22 protein-coding genes and 1 CRISPR repeat array are annotated in these 23,869 nt (G+C 49.4%); of the genes, 21 read left to right on the top strand and 1 reads right to left on the bottom strand.

Features of this window, described 5'->3' with window-relative positions; genetic code table 11:
- Positions 1 to 7 precede the first annotated feature (7 nt).
- The 10 genes from cas6e (at position 8) to FFM79_RS04395 (ending at position 12,106) form a co-directional block, all read left to right on the top strand.
- The gene (gene cas6e / locus FFM79_RS04440) at positions 8 to 682 is read left to right on the top strand and encodes a type I-E CRISPR-associated protein Cas6/Cse3/CasE (RefSeq protein ID WP_137642264.1); all 675 of its coding nucleotides are present in this window, start codon (positions 8 to 10) and stop codon (positions 680 to 682) included.
- A gap of 4 nt (positions 683 to 686) precedes the next feature.
- Positions 687 to 1,640 (top strand): type I-E CRISPR-associated endonuclease Cas1e, encoded by a 954-nt coding sequence (gene cas1e / locus FFM79_RS04435; RefSeq protein ID WP_137642263.1) that lies wholly within the window; start codon positions 687 to 689, stop codon positions 1,638 to 1,640.
- Positions 1,637 to 2,527 (top strand): type I-E CRISPR-associated endoribonuclease Cas2e, encoded by an 891-nt coding sequence (gene cas2e, locus FFM79_RS04430; protein ID WP_137642262.1) that lies wholly within the window; start codon positions 1,637 to 1,639, stop codon positions 2,525 to 2,527. Before cas1e ends, cas2e begins: the two co-directional genes overlap by 4 nt.
- Positions 2,528 to 2,556: 29 nt before the next feature.
- A CRISPR array of direct repeats spans positions 2,557 to 3,315; the repeat unit is 28 nt; unit sequence GTATTCCCCGCGTATGCGGGGGTGATCC.
- A 216-nt stretch (positions 3,316 to 3,531) separates the two neighbouring features.
- Positions 3,532 to 3,759, top strand: coding sequence for an XRE family transcriptional regulator (locus tag FFM79_RS04425; RefSeq protein WP_137642261.1), 228 nt, complete (start codon positions 3,532 to 3,534; stop codon positions 3,757 to 3,759).
- Between the two features lie 277 nt (positions 3,760 to 4,036).
- The gene (locus tag FFM79_RS04420; protein ID WP_137642260.1) at positions 4,037 to 4,228 is read left to right on the top strand and encodes a hypothetical protein; all 192 of its coding nucleotides are present in this window, start codon (positions 4,037 to 4,039) and stop codon (positions 4,226 to 4,228) included.
- A gap of 996 nt (positions 4,229 to 5,224) precedes the next feature.
- On the top strand, positions 5,225 to 6,511 hold the full coding sequence (locus FFM79_RS04415) for an SLC45 family MFS transporter (protein WP_137642331.1): 1,287 nt from the start codon (positions 5,225 to 5,227) through the stop codon (positions 6,509 to 6,511).
- A 15-nt stretch (positions 6,512 to 6,526) separates the two neighbouring features.
- On the top strand, positions 6,527 to 8,776 hold the full coding sequence (locus tag FFM79_RS04410; RefSeq protein ID WP_137642259.1) for a glycoside hydrolase family 65 protein: 2,250 nt from the start codon (positions 6,527 to 6,529) through the stop codon (positions 8,774 to 8,776).
- A 15-nt stretch (positions 8,777 to 8,791) separates the two neighbouring features.
- Entirely contained in the window at positions 8,792 to 9,463 is a 672-nt protein-coding gene (gene pgmB, locus FFM79_RS04405) for a beta-phosphoglucomutase (RefSeq protein ID WP_137642258.1), read from the top strand.
- Positions 9,464 to 9,475: 12 nt separating this feature from the next.
- Positions 9,476 to 10,489 carry an aldose epimerase family protein gene (locus FFM79_RS04400; protein ID WP_137642257.1) on the top strand — a complete coding sequence of 338 codons (1,014 nt, stop codon included), beginning with the start codon at positions 9,476 to 9,478 and terminating at the stop codon, positions 10,487 to 10,489.
- A gap of 600 nt (positions 10,490 to 11,089) precedes the next feature.
- On the top strand, positions 11,090 to 12,106 hold the full coding sequence (locus tag FFM79_RS04395) for a LacI family DNA-binding transcriptional regulator (protein WP_137642256.1): 1,017 nt from the start codon (positions 11,090 to 11,092) through the stop codon (positions 12,104 to 12,106).
- Positions 12,107 to 12,150: 44 nt separating this feature from the next.
- Here FFM79_RS04395 and FFM79_RS04390 read toward each other — a convergent pair whose 3' ends face one another.
- Positions 12,151 to 12,633: a GNAT family N-acetyltransferase gene (locus FFM79_RS04390; RefSeq protein WP_137642255.1), complete on the bottom strand. Its 483-nt coding sequence runs from the start codon at positions 12,631 to 12,633 to the stop codon at positions 12,151 to 12,153.
- A gap of 179 nt (positions 12,634 to 12,812) precedes the next feature.
- On the opposite strand from FFM79_RS04390, the gene FFM79_RS04385 reads away from it, so the two are divergent.
- From FFM79_RS04385 to FFM79_RS04340, 11 genes are all read left to right on the top strand, one after another.
- A complete protein-coding gene (locus FFM79_RS04385) occupies positions 12,813 to 13,484 on the top strand; it encodes an ArsR/SmtB family transcription factor (RefSeq protein ID WP_137642254.1) in 672 nt (223 codons plus the stop codon).
- A 243-nt stretch (positions 13,485 to 13,727) separates the two neighbouring features.
- Positions 13,728 to 14,678, top strand: a complete 951-nt coding sequence (gene trxB / locus FFM79_RS04380; protein ID WP_137642253.1) for a thioredoxin-disulfide reductase — start codon at positions 13,728 to 13,730, stop codon at positions 14,676 to 14,678.
- Complete coding sequence (gene trxA, locus FFM79_RS04375) at positions 14,671 to 15,000, top strand: thioredoxin (RefSeq protein ID WP_137642252.1); 330 nt, start codon at positions 14,671 to 14,673, stop codon at positions 14,998 to 15,000. Before trxB ends, trxA begins: the two co-directional genes overlap by 8 nt.
- Complete coding sequence (locus FFM79_RS04370) at positions 15,000 to 15,653, top strand: DsbA family oxidoreductase (RefSeq protein WP_137642251.1); 654 nt, start codon at positions 15,000 to 15,002, stop codon at positions 15,651 to 15,653. The genes trxA and FFM79_RS04370 overlap by 1 nt, the downstream gene beginning before the upstream one ends.
- A complete protein-coding gene (locus FFM79_RS12800; RefSeq protein WP_263854451.1) occupies positions 15,653 to 15,784 on the top strand; it encodes a hypothetical protein in 132 nt (43 codons plus the stop codon). Before FFM79_RS04370 ends, FFM79_RS12800 begins: the two co-directional genes overlap by 1 nt.
- Positions 15,785 to 15,832: 48 nt before the next feature.
- Positions 15,833 to 16,606: a glutamate racemase gene (gene murI / locus FFM79_RS04365; protein ID WP_137642250.1), complete on the top strand. Its 774-nt coding sequence runs from the start codon at positions 15,833 to 15,835 to the stop codon at positions 16,604 to 16,606.
- 248 nt (positions 16,607 to 16,854) lie between these two features.
- Complete coding sequence (locus FFM79_RS04360; RefSeq protein ID WP_137642249.1) at positions 16,855 to 17,124, top strand: Mor transcription activator family protein; 270 nt, start codon at positions 16,855 to 16,857, stop codon at positions 17,122 to 17,124.
- A gap of 17 nt (positions 17,125 to 17,141) precedes the next feature.
- The gene (locus FFM79_RS04355; protein WP_137642248.1) at positions 17,142 to 17,525 is read left to right on the top strand and encodes a hypothetical protein; all 384 of its coding nucleotides are present in this window, start codon (positions 17,142 to 17,144) and stop codon (positions 17,523 to 17,525) included.
- A 446-nt stretch (positions 17,526 to 17,971) separates the two neighbouring features.
- On the top strand, positions 17,972 to 20,374 hold the full coding sequence (ppsA, locus tag FFM79_RS04350; protein WP_137642247.1) for a phosphoenolpyruvate synthase: 2,403 nt from the start codon (positions 17,972 to 17,974) through the stop codon (positions 20,372 to 20,374).
- Positions 20,375 to 20,569: 195 nt separating this feature from the next.
- On the top strand, positions 20,570 to 21,580 hold the full coding sequence (locus FFM79_RS04345) for a LacI family DNA-binding transcriptional regulator (RefSeq protein WP_137642246.1): 1,011 nt from the start codon (positions 20,570 to 20,572) through the stop codon (positions 21,578 to 21,580).
- Between the two features lie 329 nt (positions 21,581 to 21,909).
- Positions 21,910 to 23,856, top strand: a complete 1,947-nt coding sequence (locus tag FFM79_RS04340; protein ID WP_137642245.1) for a sugar MFS transporter — start codon at positions 21,910 to 21,912, stop codon at positions 23,854 to 23,856.
- Positions 23,857 to 23,869: the final 13 nt, after the last annotated feature.

Raw genomic sequence — 23,869 nt, 5'->3', positions numbered from 1 at the left:
GACGGAAATGTATTTATCAAGAGTTGAAGTTGACACTCAAAATCGCCATAAAACGCAAACTCTTACCCACCTTGGTGCTTATCATAATTGGGTAGAGCAGAGTTTTCCGAAGGAAGTTGCGACGGGGGAACGCCAACGGCACTTATGGCGAATTGATCAGTTAGGCGCTAAACGCTACTTACTCGTTTTAAGTCCCGAAAAACCTGATTTAAAAGCGTTAGAAACTTATGGTGTACCGGGAACGGCCGCAACGAAATCATATGATGAGTTTATTGACCAGTTACAGCAGGGGCAAATATTGCGATTTCGGTTAACCGCTAACCCGACGCATACGATTTATGATCACCCAGATCAGCGGCAGGGGCGCATTGTACCGCACATCACGGTTGCGCAACAGAGCAAGTGGTTAGTTGATCGCGCGGAAAGGGCCGGCTTTGAATTGCTGGAGCAACCGGCTAGCGTTTTTGAGAAAAATGAGTTAAGAAAGGCGTTTAGCGTAATTGAACGCGAATGGCCAATTTTACGTAAGAAAAAGAGTCGGGCGTTGCGATTAAGTCGAGTGACGTTTGAAGGTCAATTACGTATTACTGATTTGGACGTGTTTAAGACCATTTTAACCAATGGGATTGGTCGGGAAAAAGCCTACGGTATGGGTTTAATGACCGTTTTACCAGAAAACTAAAATTATGGTTCAAAAGCAGATTGGCGCTCAGAAACCGAAGTGGGCTGAGCTGGGACGGATGCGGGACCGGATTACGTTTATTTATATAGAACATGCCAAGATTAATCGGCAGGACAGTGCGATTCAAGTGGTTGATCAACGGGGAATTGTTTACGTACCATCGGCCATGCTAGCGGTTTTAATGCTTGGCCCTGGTGTTGATGTGACCCACCGGGCGATGGAATTGATTGGGCAATCGGGCCTAGGCGTGATTTGGGTGGGCGAACAAGGTGTCCGGCAGTATGCTTATGGCCGGCCGCTTAGTCATTCGTCCAGACTGTTGGAAGCCCAAGCCGCACTAGTTTCTAACCAGAAGAAACGAATTAGCGTGGCCCGCCAAATGTACCAGATGCGCTTTCCTGGCGAAGATGTTTCGCGATATTCCATGCAAGAGTTGCGTGGTAAAGAGGGCGCCCGGGTCCGCCGCGTTTATCAGCAGTTAGCGCGTGAGACCGGGGTGCCCTGGAGTCGGCGGATGTATAATCCGGATGATTTTGAAGCTAGTGATCAAATCAATCGGGCTTTAACGGCAGCGCATCAAGCCTTATATGGTCTGAGTCACGCGGTGATTTGCGCACTAGGTGTTTCACCTGGGCTGGGTTTTGTTCACACTGGACACGATTTATCGTTTGTTTACGATTTTGCAGATTTATATAAAGCCAGTGTCTCGATTCCAGTCGCGTTTGAGGTTACTAAGAATGCTCCGAATGATCCTGATATTACCAGTCAAACACGGTTGGCGATGCGTGATAAATTTGTGGAAACAAAGCTACTTGCCAAAATGGTTGCCGATTTAAAAACACTTTTGGGAGCGCCTGAAGACGTCCCTGAAGCGACCGTTATGCAGTTGTGGGATGATCAAATGGGCTTACAGAAATTTGGTGTTCAGTACCGCGAACGCGAGGAACAACCACAATGATCGTCATTACACTAACTAAAGTGCCGCCCGCGCTTCGGGGTGATTTAACGAAATGGTGTCAAGAAATTCAAACGGGCGTCTACGTTGGTCACCTGAACGCCCGGATTCGCGATTACTTGTGGGAGCGAATTATCACTAGCATTGGCCGCGGCGAAGCCACCATGGTATACAGTGCCAAAGGGGAGTTGGGCTATGAATTTCGAACGACGCGCCGCGATTATCAGGTCACGGATTACGATGGCATCCCACTGATGACTCACCTTAAGGTAGCACCGGGGACGCCCCAACCCGGCTTTAGTAACGCAGCTAAGTTCCGGCGGGCAAAAATTATGGCTAACCGCAATCTAAATAAGCAAGTGCCACCGACTGAAAGTCCGGTCGTCACGTTAGATTTGGAGACGACGGGATTAAACCTTCTTAAGGACCAAATTATTGCGATTGGGGCGGTCAAACGCACGCTAACGGGTGAGATAGCAACGTTCGAACGGTTCATCAAACCGGCGCGGGTGGTACCACAGTCCATAACCGATTTAACTGGGATTACAACTGAACAGTTAAGAGAACGGGGCCTGGACTTGAAAGTAGCGTTAGAACAGCTCCAGACCTTTGTTGGTGACTACCCAATTGTAGGATATCATTTCGGGTTTGATGAGAATTTCTTGAGACAGGCGTGCCAGCAAAATGGGTTAGCCAGCTTAACAAATAAGATGGTGGATTTACAGCCAATTGTTCAACGCGTCGAACTTTTTCTGGATAATTACCGGTTAGCAACAGTTTTGAAAAAGTATGGAATTAAGAATCAACGGCCACATAATGCGTTGGCGGATGCGCAGGCAACGTGGCAGTTGGCGGACCACCTTATAAAAAACGGTGATTTCCGAATTTAAGAACGTTGATTTACCGGGATTTCTTTAGTGTATTCCCCGCGTATGCGGGGGTGATCCTGTCTCGAACTCGACTACAACACTCACACTTTCGTATTCCCCGCGTATGCGGGGGTGATCCTCGAACTGACCGTCTAGGTCTTTCAGCATTGCCGTATTCCCCGCGTATGCGGGGGTGATCCTTGTCATCGACCGGCCTAGCCACTGGTCTGCAAGTATTCCCCGCGTATGCGGGGGTGATCCCGTGTTATATTGCGTTGTATAGTGTGATGGTTGGTATTCCCCGCGTATGCGGGGGTGATCCTAAACGCCGCTGGGCAACTGCTGAATGGTGGCAGTATTCCCCGCGTATGCGGGGGTGATCCCGGAATTAAGGGAGTAATTTCGGGCGTTGTAAAGTATTCCCCGCGTATGCGGGGGTGATCCCCGGGGTCATTTTGTACGGCCAGCCTGCACTGGGTATTCCCCGCGTATGCGGGGGTGATCCTGGGTAAAAGGACAATAAGGGCCGTAAAGTCTTGTATTCCCCGCGTATGCGGGGGTGATCCCAACTGTCGTGAGCAAGCGACTAAGAAAGGCGCGTATTCCCCGCGTATGCGGGGGTGATCCTCGCTTGCAAGTCCTTGTAGTTGTTCGCGTCTTGTATTCCCCGCGTATGCGGGGGTGATCCCGTTAATCATGCCATCGCTGTCCCCGCTTGGAAGTATTCCCCGCGTATGCGGGGGTGATCCTGATGGAAAAAGTTGAAAAAAATTGCGCAAAGGTATTCCCCGCGTGTGCGGGAGTGATCCTCAAAAAATTCAGTATCTTCTAGGACACAAAACAGTATTCCCCGCGCATGCGGGGGATGAGCCTTCAACCGTGATGTCGAGGCTGTCAGTCATGGAGTATTCCCCACATATGCGGGGTTCGTCCAAAAATGGCGTCTACGCTTCACCCTTCTTCAAAAGTATTCCCCGTATATGCAGGGACGATTTATTTATTCTAGTTAATCGTAAGGAGAAAAAATGGTAAAGAAAACCAGTGAGAAGGTTCAAGATTTACTTGATAGTACACTCACAGCCTATAGTATTGGTAAGAAATCTGGTGTTTCGCAGCCGTTAATTACAAGGCTTCGAACTGGCAGTAGAAAAGTTGGTGGAATAAAGTTAGAAACAGCGGAAAAATTGGTTGAATATTGGGAGAAGCATAAAGCAGATGCTTTCTTCAATATACGTAAGGACAATTTTAATTAGTACCAATGTTGATTCAATAAGGCGTAGATCCGGATGTAATGCTCACGATACAGTTAATATTTTTATTGTGTATATAGAGTTAATCGGATTCGGATTATGATGCTTTCCATATATGCGGGAGTAATCCTGAAGGAGAATTATGTTTAAAGAAAAAATCAAAATCATAGGTTTACGCACACTAATAGGTTTGATGTTGATTTGGCTTGGCTATGAGCTTATTCATCTGTTCAAGTTGATTTATAGATTATTAAGTATATTTAATTAAGGGGGAGATACTATGGTTGATAAAGGAACGCACACAGAACAGATGGCTCGGGCCCGAGCTAAATGGGATGCTAAAAATCCAGAAAAGCGCGCGCATATTCAAGCGCGATCAGCTGCGCGTGGTTTTATCCGCAAGCGGGCAACGCTACCGGATTTAGATGAACTAACGGCACTGATTGATGCCCGGCGGAAAGAACTGAAGTAATTAGAAAGTTCGTGAGCATACCGCTTCACGTCACTTTCATAGTCGTGATATGGGACAGTTGCCACATGCCTAGAAGCCACACCTTGATTCAGCCAACGAATTGTTTAGGTGGGAGTTCTTGAAATTGATTCAGATCTGAAGTCTATTTCCAAATACTCATAAATTGGCTTCAGGGCTGACCCATGCTCAGACAGCGATGAATTTACCGGTATTAAACGTGGTGCTTCTATTTTTTGTTCATGCTTATTGTAAATCTGGAAGTTGTGGCGAAAGAATTAAACGCGATTAGCACACCGGTAGTATTCCCCGCGTATGCGGGGGTGATCCCGATTACATTAGAATTGTTCAACAGCTTAAGGCGTGTTCCCCGCCCATGCGGGGGTGGTGTACCGGCCAAATTAAATTTTACCGGTACACACTAATGGTAGGGGGAGTAAGGGATTTGGAATTTATTGAGTTTCTAATGCAATTGCTTGAAATTTTGTCGAGCCTTGTCATATTGCTCGTGGCCGGCACGATTGCAGTAATCGGCATTATGTTTATTTTTAGCTTGCTATTTTTGTAAGAACCGGGGGCCCCGCGGACGCAGGGGAAAGTTCAAAAGCGTTGGTGTGAAATTGCATCAGCGCTTTTGTTGTGCACTGCACAAAGTAATTGGCGGGTTGAGAGCGTTACCGGCGTGGCTAGCTACAGGGCTGATTGATCATTGCTAAAATTGATTTTTTTATGAACTAAAAATGAATTAATTATGAACAAATTCGCGCCAACCGCGCCCGAAACCCCTTACAGGGCCTGATATGCAACGGTGATGCACAGAGCCTGCAACTTAATTAAAATTATTGCACAAATTTACGCAACCGCTTGCATTAAAATGAAAACGGTTTTACAATGGTTCCTGTAAACAAAATTAGTTCGTTGCTGGGAGGCTTTATTGTGAAAAATAATCAGTCTAAAAAGAAATCAGGATTGCCAATCCTTTCGTCCAATAAAATTTGGATGATGAGCCTCGGCTTCCTGGGTGTGCAAATGGCATTTACGTTGCAAAGTTCCCAAATGAGTCGGATTTTCCAAACGTTGGGGGCCGACCCGAACAACCTCGGGTGGTTCTTCATCTTACCACCATTGGCCGGCTTGATCGTGCAACCAATCGTGGGTAGCTTATCCGACCGGACCTGGGCACCGAAATTAGGTGGGCGGCGGTTACCGTACCTGATTTTAGGGACGATTGTCGCGGTTATCGTGATGATTCTGTTACCGAACTCCGGGTCGTTTGGCTTTGGGTACGCGTCAATGGCCGCATTGATTTTTGGGGCCGTGACGGTCGCGTTTCTGGATTTATCGTCGAACGTTGCCATGCAACCGTTCAAGATGATGGTCGGTGACATGGTTAATGATGATCAAAAGAGTTATGCATACGGGATTCAAAGTTTCTTACTGAATACCGGTGCCGTGATTGCAGCTATTTTTCCATTCTTATTAACGCTTCTTGGGGTGGCTAACACCGCTAAGAAGGGTGTCGTACCAAACTCCGTGATCTGGTCATTTTACATTGGTGCCGCCATTCTAGTGGTTTCAACCATTATTACGATTAGCCGGGTTCGGGAGTATGATCCCGTGACCTATGCCAAATATCATGGCATCGATGAAAGCGATAACAAAACTGGTGGGAACTGGTTCGCCTTATTAAAGAAAGCGCCTAAAGTATTTTGGATGGTTACGTTAGTCCAATTCTTCTGCTGGATGGCCTTCCAATACTTGTGGACTTACTCGACGGGGGCGATTGCGGACAACGTTTGGAACACAACCGATGCTAGTTCGACTGGCTACCAAGCCGCTGGGAACTGGTACGGGATCTTATCCGCGGTGCAATCCGTTGCGGCCGTTGTTTGGTCATACGTGTTAGCTAAGGTTCCTAACAAATTCCACAAAATGGGTTACTCAATTAGTTTATTACTCGGAGCCGCGGGCTTCTTATCAATCTTCTTTATCCATTCACAAGCTGCCTTAGTCGTTTCCTTCGTCCTCGTTGGGATGGCCTGGGCCGCAATGAACACTTACCCATTAACGATGGTGACTAACGCCTTATCTGGTGAACACATGGGGACTTACTTAGGGCTGTTTAACGGTTCAATCTGCTTACCACAAATCGTAGCGTCCTTACTCAGTTTCGCATTGTTCCCATTACTTGGCGGTTCTCAAGCAACCATGTTATTATTTGCCGGAATCGTGATGGCAATTGGGGCCTTCTCCGTTGGCGCAATCAAAGAAACTTACAAAGCATAGGAGTGTGTTGAATTCATGAAACGTATTTTTGACATTACACCGTGGCACGTTGTCACGACTGAATTTAAGCCGGAAAACAAGCGGTTACAGGAATCCATGACGAGTCTCGGGAACGGCTACATGGGTATGCGGGGCTTCTTCGAAGAAGATTACTCCGGTGATAGTTTGCCAGGGATTTATCTGGGTGGAGTTTGGTATCCCGACAAGACCCGGGTTGGCTGGTGGAAAAACGGCTACCCAGAATATTTTGGTAAGGTGATCAACGCCGTTAATTTCATTAAGATTAACGTGCAACTCAACGGCAAATCGCTGGACCTTGCGAAGACGCGCTTCACGGACTTTAAGTTGGACTTAGACATGCAACGCGGGGTGCTGACCCGCTCGTTCGTAGTGACTGAAGATGATTTGCGGGTCGCCGTCACGTTTGAACGGTTCTTGAGTGCGGCGCAAAAGGAATTATCCGTACAAAAGGTTACGTTTAAAAACCTCGCAGACGCCCCCGTCAAAATTGCGTTAGCGTCGGCCTTAGATGCCAACGTCAAGAATGAAGACGCCAACTATGACGAGAAGTTCTGGGAAGTCCACCAAGTCAGTGCGGACAGTCTGATTGCGGAAACGATGCCCAATAATTTTGGTACGCCGCGCTTCACTTCCGGTATGCAGGTCAGCTACGTGACCGACTTAACCGCGGGCACGGTTGACCAGCAAGCGGCGGCCACCACCGCCCATTTCGAACGGGATTTGGCAGCCGGCGCAACGGCGACCTTCGAAAAACGGGTCGTTGTGGTGACGTCACGCGACTATGACGGTGACGCCGCCTTAATTACGGCGATGGCGCGGTTAACCAACCAAACTGCCAGTCAGAGCTACGCTGATTTGTTAGCGGCTCACACGCAAGTTTGGGCGGACCGTTGGCGGCAGTCGGACATCCGGATCGAGGGCGATACCGCTGCGCAACAAGGAATGCGGTTCAATTTATTTGAATTATTCAGTACCTACTACGGTGATGATCCGCGCTTGAACATTGGGCCGAAGGGCTTTACCGGTGAAAAATACGGTGGTGCGACCTACTGGGATACCGAAGCCTTCGCGGTGCCGGTCTACCTCGGAATCACCAAGCCGGAAGTCACGCGTAACCTATTGATGTACCGTTACAAGCAACTGGACGGCGCCTACGTTAACGCCCAGCAACAAGGCTTGAAGGGTGCGCTCTTCCCGATGGTGACCTTCAACGGGATCGAATGCCATAACGAATGGGAAATTACCTTTGAAGAAATTCACCGTAATGGCGATATTGCCTTTGCCATCTACAATTACACCCGGTATACTGGCGATAAGTCTTATGTTTTACACGAAGGTAGCAAGGTGCTAACTGAAATTTCACGTTTCTGGGCGGACCGGGTCCACTTCAGTAAGCGCAACGGGCAGTACATGATTCACGGGGTCACTGGGCCGGACGAATACGAAAACAACGTTGATAACAACTTTAATACCAACTATTTAGCCCGCTGGTCATTGGCCTACACCTTGGAAGTGCTCAAGGAAGTCTCGCCAGAACAAGCGCAACAACTTGGCGTTAGTGACGCTGAAAAGGCTCACTGGCAAGATATTATCGGCCGGATGTACCTACCTTATGACAAGGACTTGGATATTTTTGTTCAACACGACGGTTACTTGGATAAGGATTTGGAACCGGTTGCGGCCATTCCCGCGGACCAATTACCAATCAATCAACACTGGTCATGGGATCACATTCTGCGGTCACCATACATCAAGCAGGGCGACGTTCTTCAAATCATGTACGACTTCATCGACCGCTTTACGCCGGAACAGTTGAAGCACAACTTTGATTTCTATGAACCAATGACGGTGCACGAATCCAGTCTGTCGGCTGCGATTCACGCGGTCCTAGCCGCCGACTTGAAGTACGAGGACAAAGCGGTTGAATTTTACAACCGGACGGCCCGCTTAGACTTGGATAACTACAACAACGATACGGATGACGGCTTACACATTACCTCGATGACCGGGGGCTGGATTGCCATGGTTCAAGGCTTTGCCGGTATGCGGGTCAAGGACGACACGTTAAGCTACAAGCCGTTCTTACCCAAGCAGTGGACGAAGTATTCCTTCCGCCAAGTATTCCGTGGACGGGTGATTGAAGTTACGGTTGACGCTCAGGGTACGCATCTGGAATTGATCGACGGTGCGCCACTCGACGTTGTGGTTAACGGTCAAACGCAAACGTTAGCACGGACTAAATAAACGGGGAGTGCAGTTATGACGAACTTTAATGCAATTAAGGGTTTCATTTTTGATTTAGACGGGGTAATCGCCGATACGTCGGTGTACCATGCGCAGGCTTGGCACCAGTTAGCCGACGAACTGGGCGTGACTTGGACGGCTGAGTTAGCCGATAACTTGAAGGGGGTCAGCCGGATGGATTCGTTGGAATTGATCTTGAAGGCCGGCAACCTGACTGACGCTTATACGCCAGCTGAAAAGGAAGCCTACGCGACCAAGAAGAACACCAACTACTTGGCCCTGTTGAAAAACATGGACGCAAGCGCAATCTTACCAGGTATCCAGGCGTTTTTAGACGACCTCGTCGCCCACAATTACCAGTTGGCGTTGGCCTCCGCCTCAAAGAACTCGCCGCTCGTGCTCGAACAGCTTGGGCTAGCCGGTTACTTTTCGGAGCGGGTCGACCCAACCAAGTTAAAACGCGGGAAGCCCGATCCAGAAATCTTTACCCGCGGTGCCGAACTGCTCAACTTGCCGCCAGCGGCCTGCATCGGCGTCGAAGATGCTAAGGCTGGCGTGGAAGCCATCAATGCAGCCGGTGAGCTCTCAATTGGCATCGGTGATCCGACTATTTTGGGGGCGGCTGCGATTAACTTTAACGATACGAGTGAATTGACGTTAGCAAACATTGAACAAGCCCTAAATTAAGGGGGTGGCGTCGTGATTACGACAACGAAATTTGGTGATTATCAAGGCGAGCCGGTCACGTGCTATACGCTTGAAAATGCGCGGGGCACGCGGCTGAAAGTGCTTAGTTACGCGGCGACCTGGGTCGATTTGCAAGTGCTGGTCAACGGGGCGTACCAGTCGCTGGTGACGCACTTTGACACGCTAGCCGAGTACGTTGCCACGCCGTACATGGTCGGCAAGACCGTTGGCCGGGTCGCCGGGCGGATCCGTAACGCCGCCTTCGACTTGAACGGGCAGCATTATCAGTTGACGCCCAACAACGGGTCCCACCTGTTGCACGGGGGTGAACACGGTCTCCAAACGCACAACTTTAAGGGCCAGTACGAGCCGAACGGTGATTCCCTGACATTGACGACCACGCTGTTGGCTGCCGAAGATGGGTTCCCTGGTGATTTGCGCGTTACGGTGACGTACACTTTAACCGCCACGGATGAAGTTCAAATTAGTTACACCGGGTTGTCAACGGCGACGACGCTGTTTAACCCGACCTGTCACGTGTACTTTAATTTGGCTGGTCCGCAGGCGTTGGTCAATCAGCAACGGTTGCAAATCAACTCGCACAAACTTGTGCGGACGGACCGTGAAAAGCTTCCGACCGGCGTTTTCTACGTACCGTCGCCGGCTTACGATTTTCAGCAACCGGTGGCGTTACAAACGAAGTTGACGACGTTACTGCATGAAGTGGGCAAAACGGAATACGATGACTGTTACGTTTTAGATACGCCGGGCATGCCGGCGGGGCGGTTGGCGTCGAGCCAGCATACGCTGGCGTTTTCCACCGATCGTAACGGGCTAATAATCTTTACCGCCAATCCGCAACCCGAGTTGCCGCATCAGCTAGGCGAATACCACGCGCTAGCCGTTGAATTGCAGACCTTACCGGATGCGATTCATCATAGCGGTTTTGGCGACATTGTCTTGCCCGCAAATCAGCCGCGGACGTTCACGAATCACTACCAATATTTACGTCACCAAACCTGCTAACAAGTGAGGGAAAACCTAACCAGAAAAAATAACGTGTGGCAATCCGCTAACATTACGTTCGTAATGTGCGGACTGCCCGCGTTATTTTAGTTCTATACCAAATTGCGTTGAGATTGCCGTTAGTAATGGGCGTAACCGATTGACGCCAACACTCGGGCATTGATTTGGAGACCATTCCGCAGTTTTAAATTTGAGCTTTATTCTAAGCCGAAAGAACCCCATCTTATTAAGTTTAATTTACTGTTGGGTCCCACGATCACGGTCTGCCTGCCAGTCCAGCCCTTCAGGTTCCCCCGGTAAATGCTCAGCGGTGTCGTTACACTTAGCAAGCGTCGTTTGCTTGGTTAGTGTAAGACCGGTGTTTGAGACGCGGGCTGTCGGCTCAAACCCGTGTCCACCGCGTTCCAGCATTAAGCCGGGGGTCCTGAAGGGCGGCATTGGACGCACCGAGCCTTGATCCTTAGTAGTTAAAGTACTACAGAATCCGGTAGCCCAAGAGCTAAAATATGCAAAAAAGTGCATGATTTTTTGCAAGCGCTTGTCAAAGGCTGGTGAACGCTCTATATTAAAGATATATAAATGAATTTATGAGGGGATAGTATGGCAACAATTAAAGACGTAGCGGCGCGGGCCGGTGTGTCACCGTCGACTGCTTCGCGGGCGTTACGGGGAAGTACGGTGATCAGTAAGCCAACGCGTGAACGGGTCGCCAAAGCCGCGCAGGCGTTGAACTATGCACCGGACTTTAACGCTCAGAATTTAGCTAAGAATGCTAGTAGCACTATCGGGGTCGTATTGCCGGTCGACCACCACGAAATTTTTTCCAACCCGTTTTTCTTGGAGATGATTCGCGGTATCAACGAGATTTGCATTAGCCACGGCTCGATGACGACTCTGGCAACCGGCATTTCCAGTGAAGAATTAGTCCATAACATTGACGTGATGATTACGCAGGGCCACATCCGCACGTTTATTTTACTTTATTCGGAAAAAGATGACCCGGTCGTGAAGCGCTTAGCCGCGGCGCATGTGCAGTACGTGGTGATTGGGAAACCAGCGCAGGATAGTAACCAGATTTCTTACGTTAACAACGACAACGTGCAGGCCGGAACCGACGCGACCCAGTACTTATTGGATCGCGGTCACCGGCAGATTTGTTTCCTATATTCTGACTTATCAAAGATGGTGCAAAGTGACCGGATGCTCGGGTACCAGCGGGCGATGATGCAGGACCAGTTACCGGATATCTTATTGCAGGAACGCTTTGAGGATCACGCCAGCAGTGTGCAGGCGTTGACGGCGTTTTTTGCGGCCCATCCCACGGTGACCGGCTTTGTTGCGGTTGACGACATGTTGGCCATGAAGTTGCAGCAAGTGTTGCATAATAATCCAGTTTGGAAGCAGCGTCAGTGCTCGCTGATTGCGTTTAATAATTCGATTTTCTCCGACTTAGCACACCCAATGTTAACGTCGGTCGCCGTTTTTCCACAACGGTTGGGCGAAGAAGCGGCGAAAATTGCGCTGGCAACGCACCCGACGGACGAGTTACCGACGGCGGTGATCGTGCCGCACCAAATCGTGGCGCGGCACTCGGTTCGGGCCGTCAGCGCCAACTAAAAATCAGGCTAAGGGGGTTTAACCGCACCCTTAGCCTGATTTTTTTATTGTAGTGATTTAATGTAGAAGCGATCCATTGCCGAATGAACGGCCACCGCCAATGGTTGGTCGAGGCGGGTAAAACCGCTCCGATCGTAAACGTGCAGGGCGGCGGCTAGCCGGTGACTGGACTCCAAGTAAAGCTGCTGATACCCGGTCTGACGGGCAAAAGCCGTAACCTGGTCAATTAATTGGTAGCTCAATCCGTGACCGCGAGCATCCGGCCGTAAGTAAAGTTTTTGCAATTCGGCGACGTGCTGGCCGGTACCGTATTCGCCACAGCCGGCACCACCAACGACGGTTCCCTGAGAGTCAACGACGACCCAGTAGGCGCGGTCGGGGCGCGCAGCGTAAAAGGCTGACAGGTGGGCTAGATTTGCGTCGAAGTAGGCGGTGCCCGGAATATCAAGTTTAGCGGCTTTGAGGGCCTGTTGAATGATGGTTTGCATGGCCGCGTCGTCGGCCGCGGTGATGGGACGAATTTGCATGGGCGAAGCCTCCTTAAAAAATTAGGTTTAGCTTAGCACATTGATAACTGTTTCGGTTGCTTCAGGCTTGCGAGCACCGCCAACGGCAGAATCATTGACAATCCAGCGCAAAAGGGTAAGATGTAACTATTCAATCAATTAATTGAATTGAGAACGATTAAAGAACGGGAGGCAGCGACATGAATCAAACTGCGGATGCGTACAAGGCGAGCCTGTATGCGGAACTTGCGAAGGTGGGGAAGAGTCTTTCCAGTGACCGCCGGTTAGAATTAATGGACTTACTCGTGCAAAGCCCCAAGACGGTTGAAACGCTAGCCCGTCAATCCGGAATGAGCATTGCCAATACGTCGCGGCACTTACAAACGTTACGCGAGGCGAACTTAGTGAGCCGGGCCAAACGTGGTAACTTCGTTATTTATGAGTTGGCCTCCGACCAAGTTGCGCAACTATTTTACCTTTTAAGGGACGTCGGTGAGAGCCAGCTGGCGACCATGCGTCAAATTCAACGCGATTTTGATGCAACTGAAAATGTTCAAACGCTTGATTTGGCAGCTGCTATGAAGCTGGTTACCCGGGATGACGTTCAGTTATTGGACGTCCGTCCCGTGGAGGAATACCAAGCGGGGCACATTGCCGGGGCGGTCAACATTCCAATTGAACATTTACAAGATCGGTTGGCTGAACTGCAACCAAGCCAAGACATCATTGTTTACTGCCGGGGACACCTCTGTGCGTTGACCAATCAGGCCACCCGGTTACTAAATGAGCACGGGCGCCACGCTTATAGCTTGAATGAGAGTTATTATGACTGGCGCCAGTTTGCAGCTAAGCAAACTGAAACTACTCGTTAAAACGAACTAAACAAATGATCAGGACGACTAACTGACAGAGCGAATTGTCAGCTAGTCGTCCTTTTTGTAGTGTTAAGGCGGGTCTGACACCGGTCAGCGCGCATGCCTTCAGTCTTAGTCGTCGTCGGATGGCCCCCAATCAGAAAGTCCCACGAAACTTTAGAATTGACTTCTAGTAATTATCTGCTAATATTTAACTATTCAATCAATCAGTTGAATAGGACTGAAAACGGAGGTTAGAAAATGACAAAACAGTATGACGTTGTCGTGATTGGTGCGGGTCCCGGTGGGTTGACCGCCGCCCTGTACGCTTCACGGGCCAACTTAAAGGTCGCGATTTTAGACCGGGGAATTTATGGTGGTCAGATGAACAACACGGCCGAAATTGAAAATTACCCGGGGTTTGAGGGAATTATGGGGCCAGACCTCGCAGAAAAAATGTATCGAAGCGCAACCCAATTCGGCGCGGAATATCAATACGGAAACGTCGTCGGCGTTGAAGTGGATGCGCAGGGCTTAAAGCACATCGTGACTGATAATGACGAATTCGTCACGGCCGCCGTGATTATCGCCACTGGTTCCCAACCGCGTAAACTCGGTATTCCTGGCGAGGAAGCCTATAGTGGTCGGGGCGTTTCGTACTGTGCCGTTTGCGACGGCGCGTTTTACCGCCAAAAGCAGGTAACCGTCGTTGGGGGTGGCAATTCTGCTATCGAAGAAGGCCTTTACTTGGCGAACGTGACGGATGGCGTCCAAGTGGTGCATCGCCGCGACCAACTTCGCGCCGAACAGTTACTTCAAGAACGCGCTTTTGATAACGAGCGGATGCGTTTTACTTGGCACAGTCAGGTTACGGCGATCGTTGGTGATGAGCGCAAGGTGACGGGCGTACAAGTTTACGATCGCCAAACCGACCAAACACGGACCGTTCCCACTGACGGCGTCTTTATTTATGTCGGCGCGGAGCCGATGACGGCGATGTTCAAGAACTTGAACATTACGGATGATGCGGGCTGGATTTTAACGGACGAGCAAATGCAAACGACGATTCCTGGTATTTACGCGATTGGGGACGTCCGCCAAAAGCAACTTCGCCAAATCACAACGGCGGTCGGTGATGGCGGTATTGCGGGTCAGGCGGTTTTCAATTACGTTGCACAACTTAAACACGCGGGGGTAGTAATCAATGGTTAAAGCATTAACAGATCAAACGTTTGAACGCGCGACGGCGCACGGCGTTACACTAACGGATTTTTGGGCGGAATGGTGTGGTCCCTGCCGGATGCAAAGTCCGGTCATCGAGGATTTGGACCGCGACCTAGCTGGTAAGGTCGCGATTAGCAAGGTGGACGTTGATCACAACGCAGCCACCGCAGCAAAATTTGACATTATGTCGATCCCAACGCTGCTCATTAAGAAGGACGGCCGGGTGGTTGAAAAACTTGTCGGTCTCCGGACGAAGCACCAACTGAAGGCCGTTTTAGCAAAGTACACAACATTGGAGGAAACTAACTAATGGAAATTAAATACTGGTCAGACATTGCGTGCCCGTTTTGTTACATTGGATCAACCCGCATGAAACGCGCCCTTAAAGAATTAGGGTTGGCGGCAACGACGCCGTTAGAATTCAAGGCTTTCCAACTGGACCCAACGTTACCGACGACCACTAAAGCGGACATGGTGACTAATTTTTCAACTGGTCACGGCATGTCGCGCGACCAAGCGCGGGCCCAAATGAACCAAATCGCGGCCATGGGAGCTGAAGACGGTTTGAAGGTGGACTTGATTAACGCCGTCCCGACAAATACGCTGGATGCTCACCGGGTCATTAAGTTTGCGGCGACTAAGCACGATGCCGACTTAACGGAGCGGGTCATTAACGCGTTGTACCAAGTTTACTTTAGTCAGGGTGAATCCATTGCGGATCACGCCGTTTTGACAGCCGCAGCGGTCAAGAGTGGTTTGGACGCAACTGAAGTTCAGGCGGTACTTGCAAGTAACCAGTTTGAGCAGGCGGTGCGTACGGATGAAGCCGAAGCGCAACAATTGGGAATTCACGGTGCGCCGTTCTTCGTCATTAATAATCATTACGGGATTTCAGGTGCCCAACCATATGACACGATGGTGGACGCGTTGAAACAAATTCAAGCAAAGGAGGTTGAAGCTTAATGACTAAGCAAGATGAAAAGCAGCAGCAGACTCAACCTAATTTTGAAACGTTTGGAAACGATGACGCAAGCGCGGTTTGCGGCCCGGAAGGTTGCAACATTGAACAACACCGCCAGGCAGCCGATAAGTAGGTTGTGACTGGGTGCGGTTGAGCGGATTTTATCCAGGGGGGTGGTACTGTGAGTCAACGTTCAGACCCAATTGGCGTCTTCGATTCGGGCGTTGGTGGCCTTAGTACTTTACGGGTGCTTGCCCAGCAATTACCGAATGAAGATTTCGTCTTCTTTGGTGATTCGGCCAACGCGCCGTACGGCAATAAGAGCCAGGTTGAGGTGCAGCGGTTATCGGAGCGGGTCGTGCAACAATTGCAAGCCGTTCACGTGAAGACCATCGTCATTGCCTGTAACACTGCCACCAGTGCGGCTAAGCCCCAGCTGATGGCAGCTCATCCCGAGCTAGACTTGCTCGGAATCGAACCGGCTTTGAAAGCGGCGGTGGATGCGGGCCATAAACGAATTTTGGTACTGGGGACAGCCTTAACGCTAAGCCTCCCCAAGTTGAAGGCGCAGGTGGCCCGTTTTCAGGGGCAAGCAACGATTTATCCCCAGGCATGCCCGGGACTTGCCGAATTAATTGAGCACCAGGCCGATGCGGAGCAAGTCCAGGCGCTACTTCATCAGTTGCTACAACCCTATGCCAATCAGACGATTGATGCCGTTGTGCTGGGGTGCACCCACTACCCGTTCGTGGCAGATGAAATTCAGGCCGAATTGGCGCAATTGCCGACAGTTTATACGGGTGATGCGGGGGTGGCGGCCAATTTACAACGGCATCTCCAGCGCCGTCAGCTTTTGAACGTGACCCCGCACGTCCAGCAGATTCAATTAATGAGTAGCCGTAAAACGCCGGCAGAATTAGCGTTGTATCGTCAGCTATTAGGTTTAGAAGGTTAAATTTGAAAGGGCGAGTGTGTCAAAAGCTAGCTAACTTTTGAGCACGTTTCGGCTATTAACATGAGGCTGTGACTTCGGTCGCAGCTTTTTTGCGTTGTATTGAGTTATCCACAGTGGAAAACAGCCGGTTAAAGAACGCGCATAACCGCACCCCGAATGACGCGTTAAACGGGACTGTGGCAATCCTGATGAAGCCGCTATAATTAAGCCGTTGTTAAGGAACACGACTAATTTGGGGAGGTGTCTGGATGGCAAAAGAAGTTGACGTGGCGGCGTTACAAACCTTTTATCGGGGTGTGAGTGATCTAATCGGTGTCGATGGGATGTTAAAAATTTATGATCAGTACCGCGGGATGCAACTGACGTTACCGATTCACATGTATGACCGGGAATTGGCAGCCCAGCAAGTTATCCACCGGTATAACGGTCACAATAGTTATCAACTGGCCAATTATTACGGTTATTCACAGCGGTGGATTAACCAAGTGATTCGAGCAGAACGCGCGGATCAGGATTAAAAAAGGAGGGCTTTATAATGGATTTTTCAGATTGGTTCAATTTTAGTCAGCGGGTCAAACAGGATCACGTTCTGGTCAAGGTCACGAATGGTCAGGCGGACCGGAAGACGGTTCGGGGATCGATCAACTGGTTGGCGTTAATTTTCACGTTCTTTTACGCACTATTTAGTCAAAAGTACCGGACACCGGGGTTTATCCAAAAAGCGGCGGTACCGTTTGTGGCCCTGATTGGGGTTAATATGATTGCAGAGATGCTGGTTGGTAGCGGGTTACAAGTAGTGATCAACCTTGCGGGGGCAGTTTGGTACGGCCTCATGTTTGACACGTGGTTTGAAAATCAATTACTGGCAAACGGGTATCAAATTGAAACCCCGCAGCCTAATTCGCCCGTTGCCCATTAGGCGCTAACCGGTGTGAACCATGCGGTTATCAAAACTAACATTAAAAACCACGCGGACGCTGGTGATTAACACCGCCGGCCCGCGTGGTCTTTTTGTTGACGAATAGTGGGGCCGGCGGGGCGCGGTTTTCATGAAGTTTTCTTTTTATGTAAAAAGCGCTATTTTTACCAAGATTGTTAATTATTTATCTTATTAACTAGTGCTAAGAATTCTGAGCAAAAATTAATTTTATTTTTGAGTTAAAGCTACTATCGTTGGTACTACAATGAATTAAAGTATTTAACCGTTGTAAAAGGATTGATTTTAAACCGGTTTTTCCTGAAATAGTCTTACATTTTGTGCACGGATGAACTACAATATAGTTGTAAAAAGTAATCGCTTACATTAACGATTTTATGTTCATTTACAAATAGGTTTCATGTTGGAAATTACAGGGAGGTAATATCGTGAGTAGTCGAGAGAATGCAAATGTTTTATGGTTTGATGAATTACACCGAGAAGACGTCAACCTGGTCGGCGGCAAATCGTCATCACTAGGGGAAATGACCTCTTCGATGGACGTACCAGTTCCGTACGGGTTTGCCACCACCGCACGCGCATATCGGTACTTTATGCAGGAAACGGGATTAAATGATCAAGTCAACGCTTTGCTGGAAGGTATTAAGGACTACGAAAATTCAGATGAATTACACGCGGCCTGTGAAAAGATCCGCAACTTAATCGTTGACGCGAAAATGCCAGCTGATTTAGCGCAAGATATCGAAAAAGCTTACGCGGACTTAGCTGATAAAATGGGTCAGAAGAACCCGTTCGTTGCCATTCGGTCTTCAGCAACTGCCGAAGATTTGCCAAACGCTTCGTTTGCGGGGCAACAAGAATCCTATTTGAACATTAAGGGTGCCGACGACGTGGTTGACCGCGTTCAACAGTGTTACTCATCGCTCTTTACGGACCGGGCCACCTACTACCGTCACAAGCAACACTTCCCATATGAAAAGGTTGCGCTATCGGCAGCGGTTCAAATGATGGTCTTCTCGAAGGCTTCCGGGATTATGTTCTCCGTCAACGTCGCTAATGGTGACGATTCGAAGATCGTGATTGATGGAATCTTTGGTCTAGGTGAATACATTGTTTTAGGAAAGGTAACGCCGGACCACTTCGTTATCGACAAGGACAGCTTGAAGATTGTTGAAAAGAACGTTATTAAGCAACCTATCCAGTTGAAGCGGCTTGCTGACGGTGGGACTGAAGAACAACCGGTGCCAGCTGAACAACAGGGCAAGCAAGTGCTGACCGACGAACAAGTTATTGAATTGGCCGGTTACGCGAAGAAGATCGAGCAGCACTACGGTTGCTACATGGATATGGAATACGCTTTGGATACGAATACCAACCGGCTATGGATTGTTCAAGCCCGTCCGGAAACCGTTTGGTCACAACGGAATAAAGATAAGCAAAACGCAGGCACGGACGACGACGTTGTTACTGAAAGTGATGCGGAAGTCGCAGTCCGGGGGTTACCAGCTAGTCCCGGCTTAGCAAGCGGGGTTGTTCACGTGATCGATAGTCCAAAGGACATCGATAAGTTCAAACAAGGTGAAGTCTTAGTTACCTTGATGACTTCGCCTGACTGGGTACCGGCAATGAAGAAAGCCGCCGCAATCGTAACGAATAACGGTGGGATGACTTGCCACGCGGCTATCGTTTCCCGGGAAATGCAGATTCCATGCATTGTTGGGACGAAGAGTAAGAACTTAGCAGCGACGGATGCGTTTAAGACTGGTGATGTCGTAACGGTTGATGCGAAGAACGGGGTTGTCTACCGCGGTAAGGTTGCTAGCCTACTTAAGAAGGACGAACCGGCAGCGCAAGCGACTGGTCAAGTGGTTGCGGCTGAGACCTTTGCGCCAACGGCGACCCGGGTCATGATGAACTTGGGCGATCCTGAATTAGCTCAAAAGTACTCAACGTTGCCAGCTGACGGGATCGGTCTCATGCGCGAAGAGTTCTTATGGACCACTTACATTCACGAACACCCACTCTACTTAATCGAACAGGGCCACCCAGAAAAAGTGGTCAACATGTTAGCGGATGGGATTTCGAAGGTTGCTCGGGCAATGGCACCACGGCCAGTTGTTCTGCGGCTTTCCGACTTCAAGTCCAGTGAATACCGTAAGTTAAAGGGCGGCGACAAGTACGAGCCACACGAACCATCCGACTTACTCGGCTGGCGGGGTGCTTCCCGGTACTACGATCCGAAGTACATCGACGCCTTTAAGCTTGAATTAGCCGCCGTTAAGAAGGTTCGCAACGAATTTGGGTTAACCAACCTGAACATCATGATTCCGTTTGTTCGGACGGTGGCGGAAGCCCAAAAGGTAACCGACATTATTCGCGGCGAAGGTTTAGTTCGGAGTGCCGACTTCAAGATTTACATGATGGCTGAAATTCCAGCTAACATTATCTTGGCGGATCAATTTAACCAGTTCGTTGATGGCTACTCAATTGGCTCCAACGACCTTGCAATGTTGATTCTTGGTTGCGACCGCAACAACGATACGGTTGCTCCATTGTTTGACGAGCGGAACTTAGCAGTTAAGCGCGCCATTCGCCACTTGATTAAGGCGGCGCACAAGGATGGCAAGACCGTCTCCATCTGTGGTCAAGCGCCATCTGAATACCCAGAATTCACCAACTTCCTTATTCAAAGCGGTATCGATTACGTTTCGGTCAACCCTGACATGGTCAAGGAAACGAAGCGGAACGTGGCCCACTTTGAACAACGGATTATGTTGGACAAAGCGACGGGGCGCGGGCTCCAGGATCCAACCAACTATGATTGGGAATAATTGAATAAGCGCACGTTAAGTGCGAATCAGGAGAATCAGCCGGTTGCGGTTGGTTCTCCTTTTTCAATGCCATCAGTACGGAAATGCAAACGTTTACTTTTTTACTAAAGTGGGCGAGTTAATGATTGTTTATTCGGTAAGTGTTGGGTAGACTAGAGTTAAGGGATAAACTTTTGAATTTAGAGGTAAATATTTATGGCAAGTATTAGTAGTATCGCTAAATTAGCGGGCGTCTCGAAGGCGACGGTTTCCCGAATTCTCAATGATGATCAGAGTTTTTCGGTATCGGCAACCACTAAGAAACGCGTGCTCGAAGTAGCGGAAAAATTGAATTATAAGTTAACCAGTCCGTCCGGGAAGGGCAACGTCAATAATTTGCACATTGCGATTGTGAACTGCCTGCGGGCGGAAGATGAACTGGGTGACCCGTATTTTCGGATGATTAAAAATGGTATTGAGGAACGAGTCAAGGACTGGGGGATGCACGTCGTTAGTGAGGTGCGGCCCAATGATAAGGATCGTAACTGGCAGCGCTTCGCGGCCCTGGGGGCGGTAATTGTGCTGGGAACGGTGGCGCCGGACGTGCTCGACGAGATTTATGCGTACAATCAAAACATTGTCGTAGTTAACGACGCCCGCCACTTTCCGAAGTGTGACGTGATTCAAAACGACTTTGGCCCGCAGACGGAACGTGTGTTGGACATGATGAAGGCCAAGGGGCACCGCAAGATTGCCTTTATTGGCGGCCGGATGGCGTTGATGGATAAAAATGGGTTGAACGAGGATAGTTTAGTGGATGTACGGGAGACGGCCTATTTGGACTGGATGAAGCGCAACGGGTTGGCGGACGAGATTTCTGACCATACGACTGGTTGGACGTCGGAAGACGCGCTGGTTGTGATGCAGGAGCTGTTGAAAAAAGAACGCCCAACCGCTGTCCTGGTCGGAAGTGATCCGCAGGCGGTTGGGGTTTACCGCGCAATCCAGGAGGCGGGACTGACGATTCCAAACGACATCGCAGTCGCGAGCTTTGATGATATCAACATGGTCAGTTTTCTGTACCCGGCATTGACGACGGTCCGGCCGGCTGCCAAGGAAATTGGCCGGCAGGCGGTTAACTTGTTGCGCGAACGGGTCTTTGGCGGCCGAACGGCGAGTGTCGGCGTAACGGTGAACTCGGAATTAATTGTTCGCGAGAGCTTGTAAGTAGTAACCTGGGTTGAAATGATAGCGGTTACTAAATTGATGATAGTGGACAACAGAAAGAAGGTGCCTTAAACGGGCACCTTCTTTTCGTTACGTTAATTGGTAAACATAATGAAACGGATTGGCGTAATCAATAATAAGCTTAGCTTTATAGCCGAAACTACTAGCGGATGAACGCACGGCTTTTATGAACTTAATTCAAAAAAGCGCTTGCATCTTAAAAAGAAACCGGTTACAATAACAATCGTTAAGTAAACAAGTAAACGATTACATCGAGTTTAAGTAAACGGCCGACTTGGATGGATCGTGATTAGCTGGGAGAGGACAATATGGCACAGAAAGTTTTAGCGGGTACGCCGGGAGCAACCCAAAGTACCACGCAAAAAGTAATTTCGCGGGTATCATACGCGTTTGGGGCGTTTGGGAACGACATGTTCTACGGAGCGCTGTCAACGTACTTTATCATGTTCGTAACGACCCACCTCTTTAACGGGGGCAATCAGGCCCATAATAACCGGATGATTTTATACATCACAACGATTATTGCCGTCCTGCGGGTGGTTGAGTTAATTATTGATCCGTTCATTGGAAATTGGATTGACCGAACGAAAACGCGTTTTGGTCAGTTTAAACCGTGGGTCGTTGTTGGTGGGACAGTAACGTCGATTGCGTTATTACTACTTTTCACCGACCTAGGGGGTATTAACCGGACGCATCCGGCCCTTTACTTAGTTGTTTTTGCCATTTTATACATTACGATGGATATTTTTTATTCCTTTAAGGACGTTGCGTTTTGGTCAATGATTCCAGCCTTGTCGTTTAGTTCCGCTGAACGGGAACGGACGGCGTCGTCTGCCCGGGTTGGTTCAACCTTAGGTGGGGGCCTCGTTGGGGTGATTGTGATGCCACTGGTCCTATTCTTCTCACTGAATAAAGCCGGTGGGACTGGTGATGAGCGCGGTTGGTTTGCCTTTGGGCTGATGGTAGCAATCGTTGGGATTGTGACGGCGATCATCGTTGGTCTGGGGACCCATGAAGTTCAATCTGATTTACGGAAGAACAAAGAAAATACGGTTGGGTTTAAAAAAATCTTTAAGACGCTAGCCCAAAATGACCAGTTGATGTGGATTGCTTTGACCTATGGGATTTACGCCATCGGGATCAACATTTTAAACTCGTTAGTTTTGTACTACTTTACCTTTATTTTAGGCAAGTCAACGCTGTTCTCCGTTTTCCAAACGGTCAACATTATTATTAGTCTAGTTTCCGTTTCAATCTTTCCCAAGTTGGTTGATAAGTTTAACCGCAAGCGCGTTTTCGCAAGTTGTATTGCGATTATGCTTGCTGGGATCGCCTTGTTTGCGGTTGCCGGCAAGAATTTCTGGTTGGTCTTAACGGCGGCTGAAATGTTCCAAGTTCCGCAAGCGGTGGTGTTCTTGGTCGTACTGATGATTATTACGGACTCCGTGGAATACGGACAATGGAAGTTGGGACACCGGGACGAATCCTTGACGCTTTCGATTCGGCCCCTGCTGGATAAGTTAGGTGGCGCGATTTCGAACGGGGTCGTTGGACAAGTTGCCGTAATTGCTGGGATGACGTCTGGTGCAACGGCGGCTTCGATTACCGCCGCTGGTCAGGCCAAGTTCAAGGTCATGATGTTCGCGGTTCCGGCCGTTTTACTGATCATTGCAATGTTCATTTTCTGGAAGAAGTCTACGTTGACGGAGGCTAAGCACGCTGAAATCGTGGAATCCCTTGAAAAAACGTGGGGTAAAACGCTCACCCCTGAAGAAGCGGTCGCTACGGATACTACGGTCGCTGTCAGCTCACCAATTAACGGGACGGTGGTTGATTTAGCTAGTGTTTCAGACGCAACCTTTGCGAGCGGGCAAGTTGGTCAAGGGTTTGCGATTAAGCCGACGGACGGCAAGGTGCTGGCGCCGTTTGATGCCCAGATTAGCCGGGTTTTTGAAACGCGTCACGCGATTGGGATGGTCACCGCGGACGGGGTCGCACTGCTGATCCACGTTGGTTTTGATACCGTTTCGATGAACGGAACTGGTTTCGTGAGCTACGTCACGGAAGGCCAGGCGGTCAAGCAGGGAACTGAGTTGATCGAATTCTGGGATCCAGCCATTCAAAAGGCGGGCTTAGACGATACGGTGGCGGTGGTCGTCACGAACAGCGCGAAGTTTAAGGACTTTAAACTAAACGTACGGCCGGGCGAGACCGTTACGGCGAACGATGTCACGATTGCAACGTTAACAAAATAAAAGGAGCCGATAT

The organism is Lactiplantibacillus modestisalitolerans (assembly GCF_005405425.1).
Lineage (GTDB): Bacteria > Bacillota > Bacilli > Lactobacillales > Lactobacillaceae > Lactiplantibacillus > Lactiplantibacillus modestisalitolerans.
This window is presented reverse-complemented; position numbering and strand designations above follow the sequence as displayed.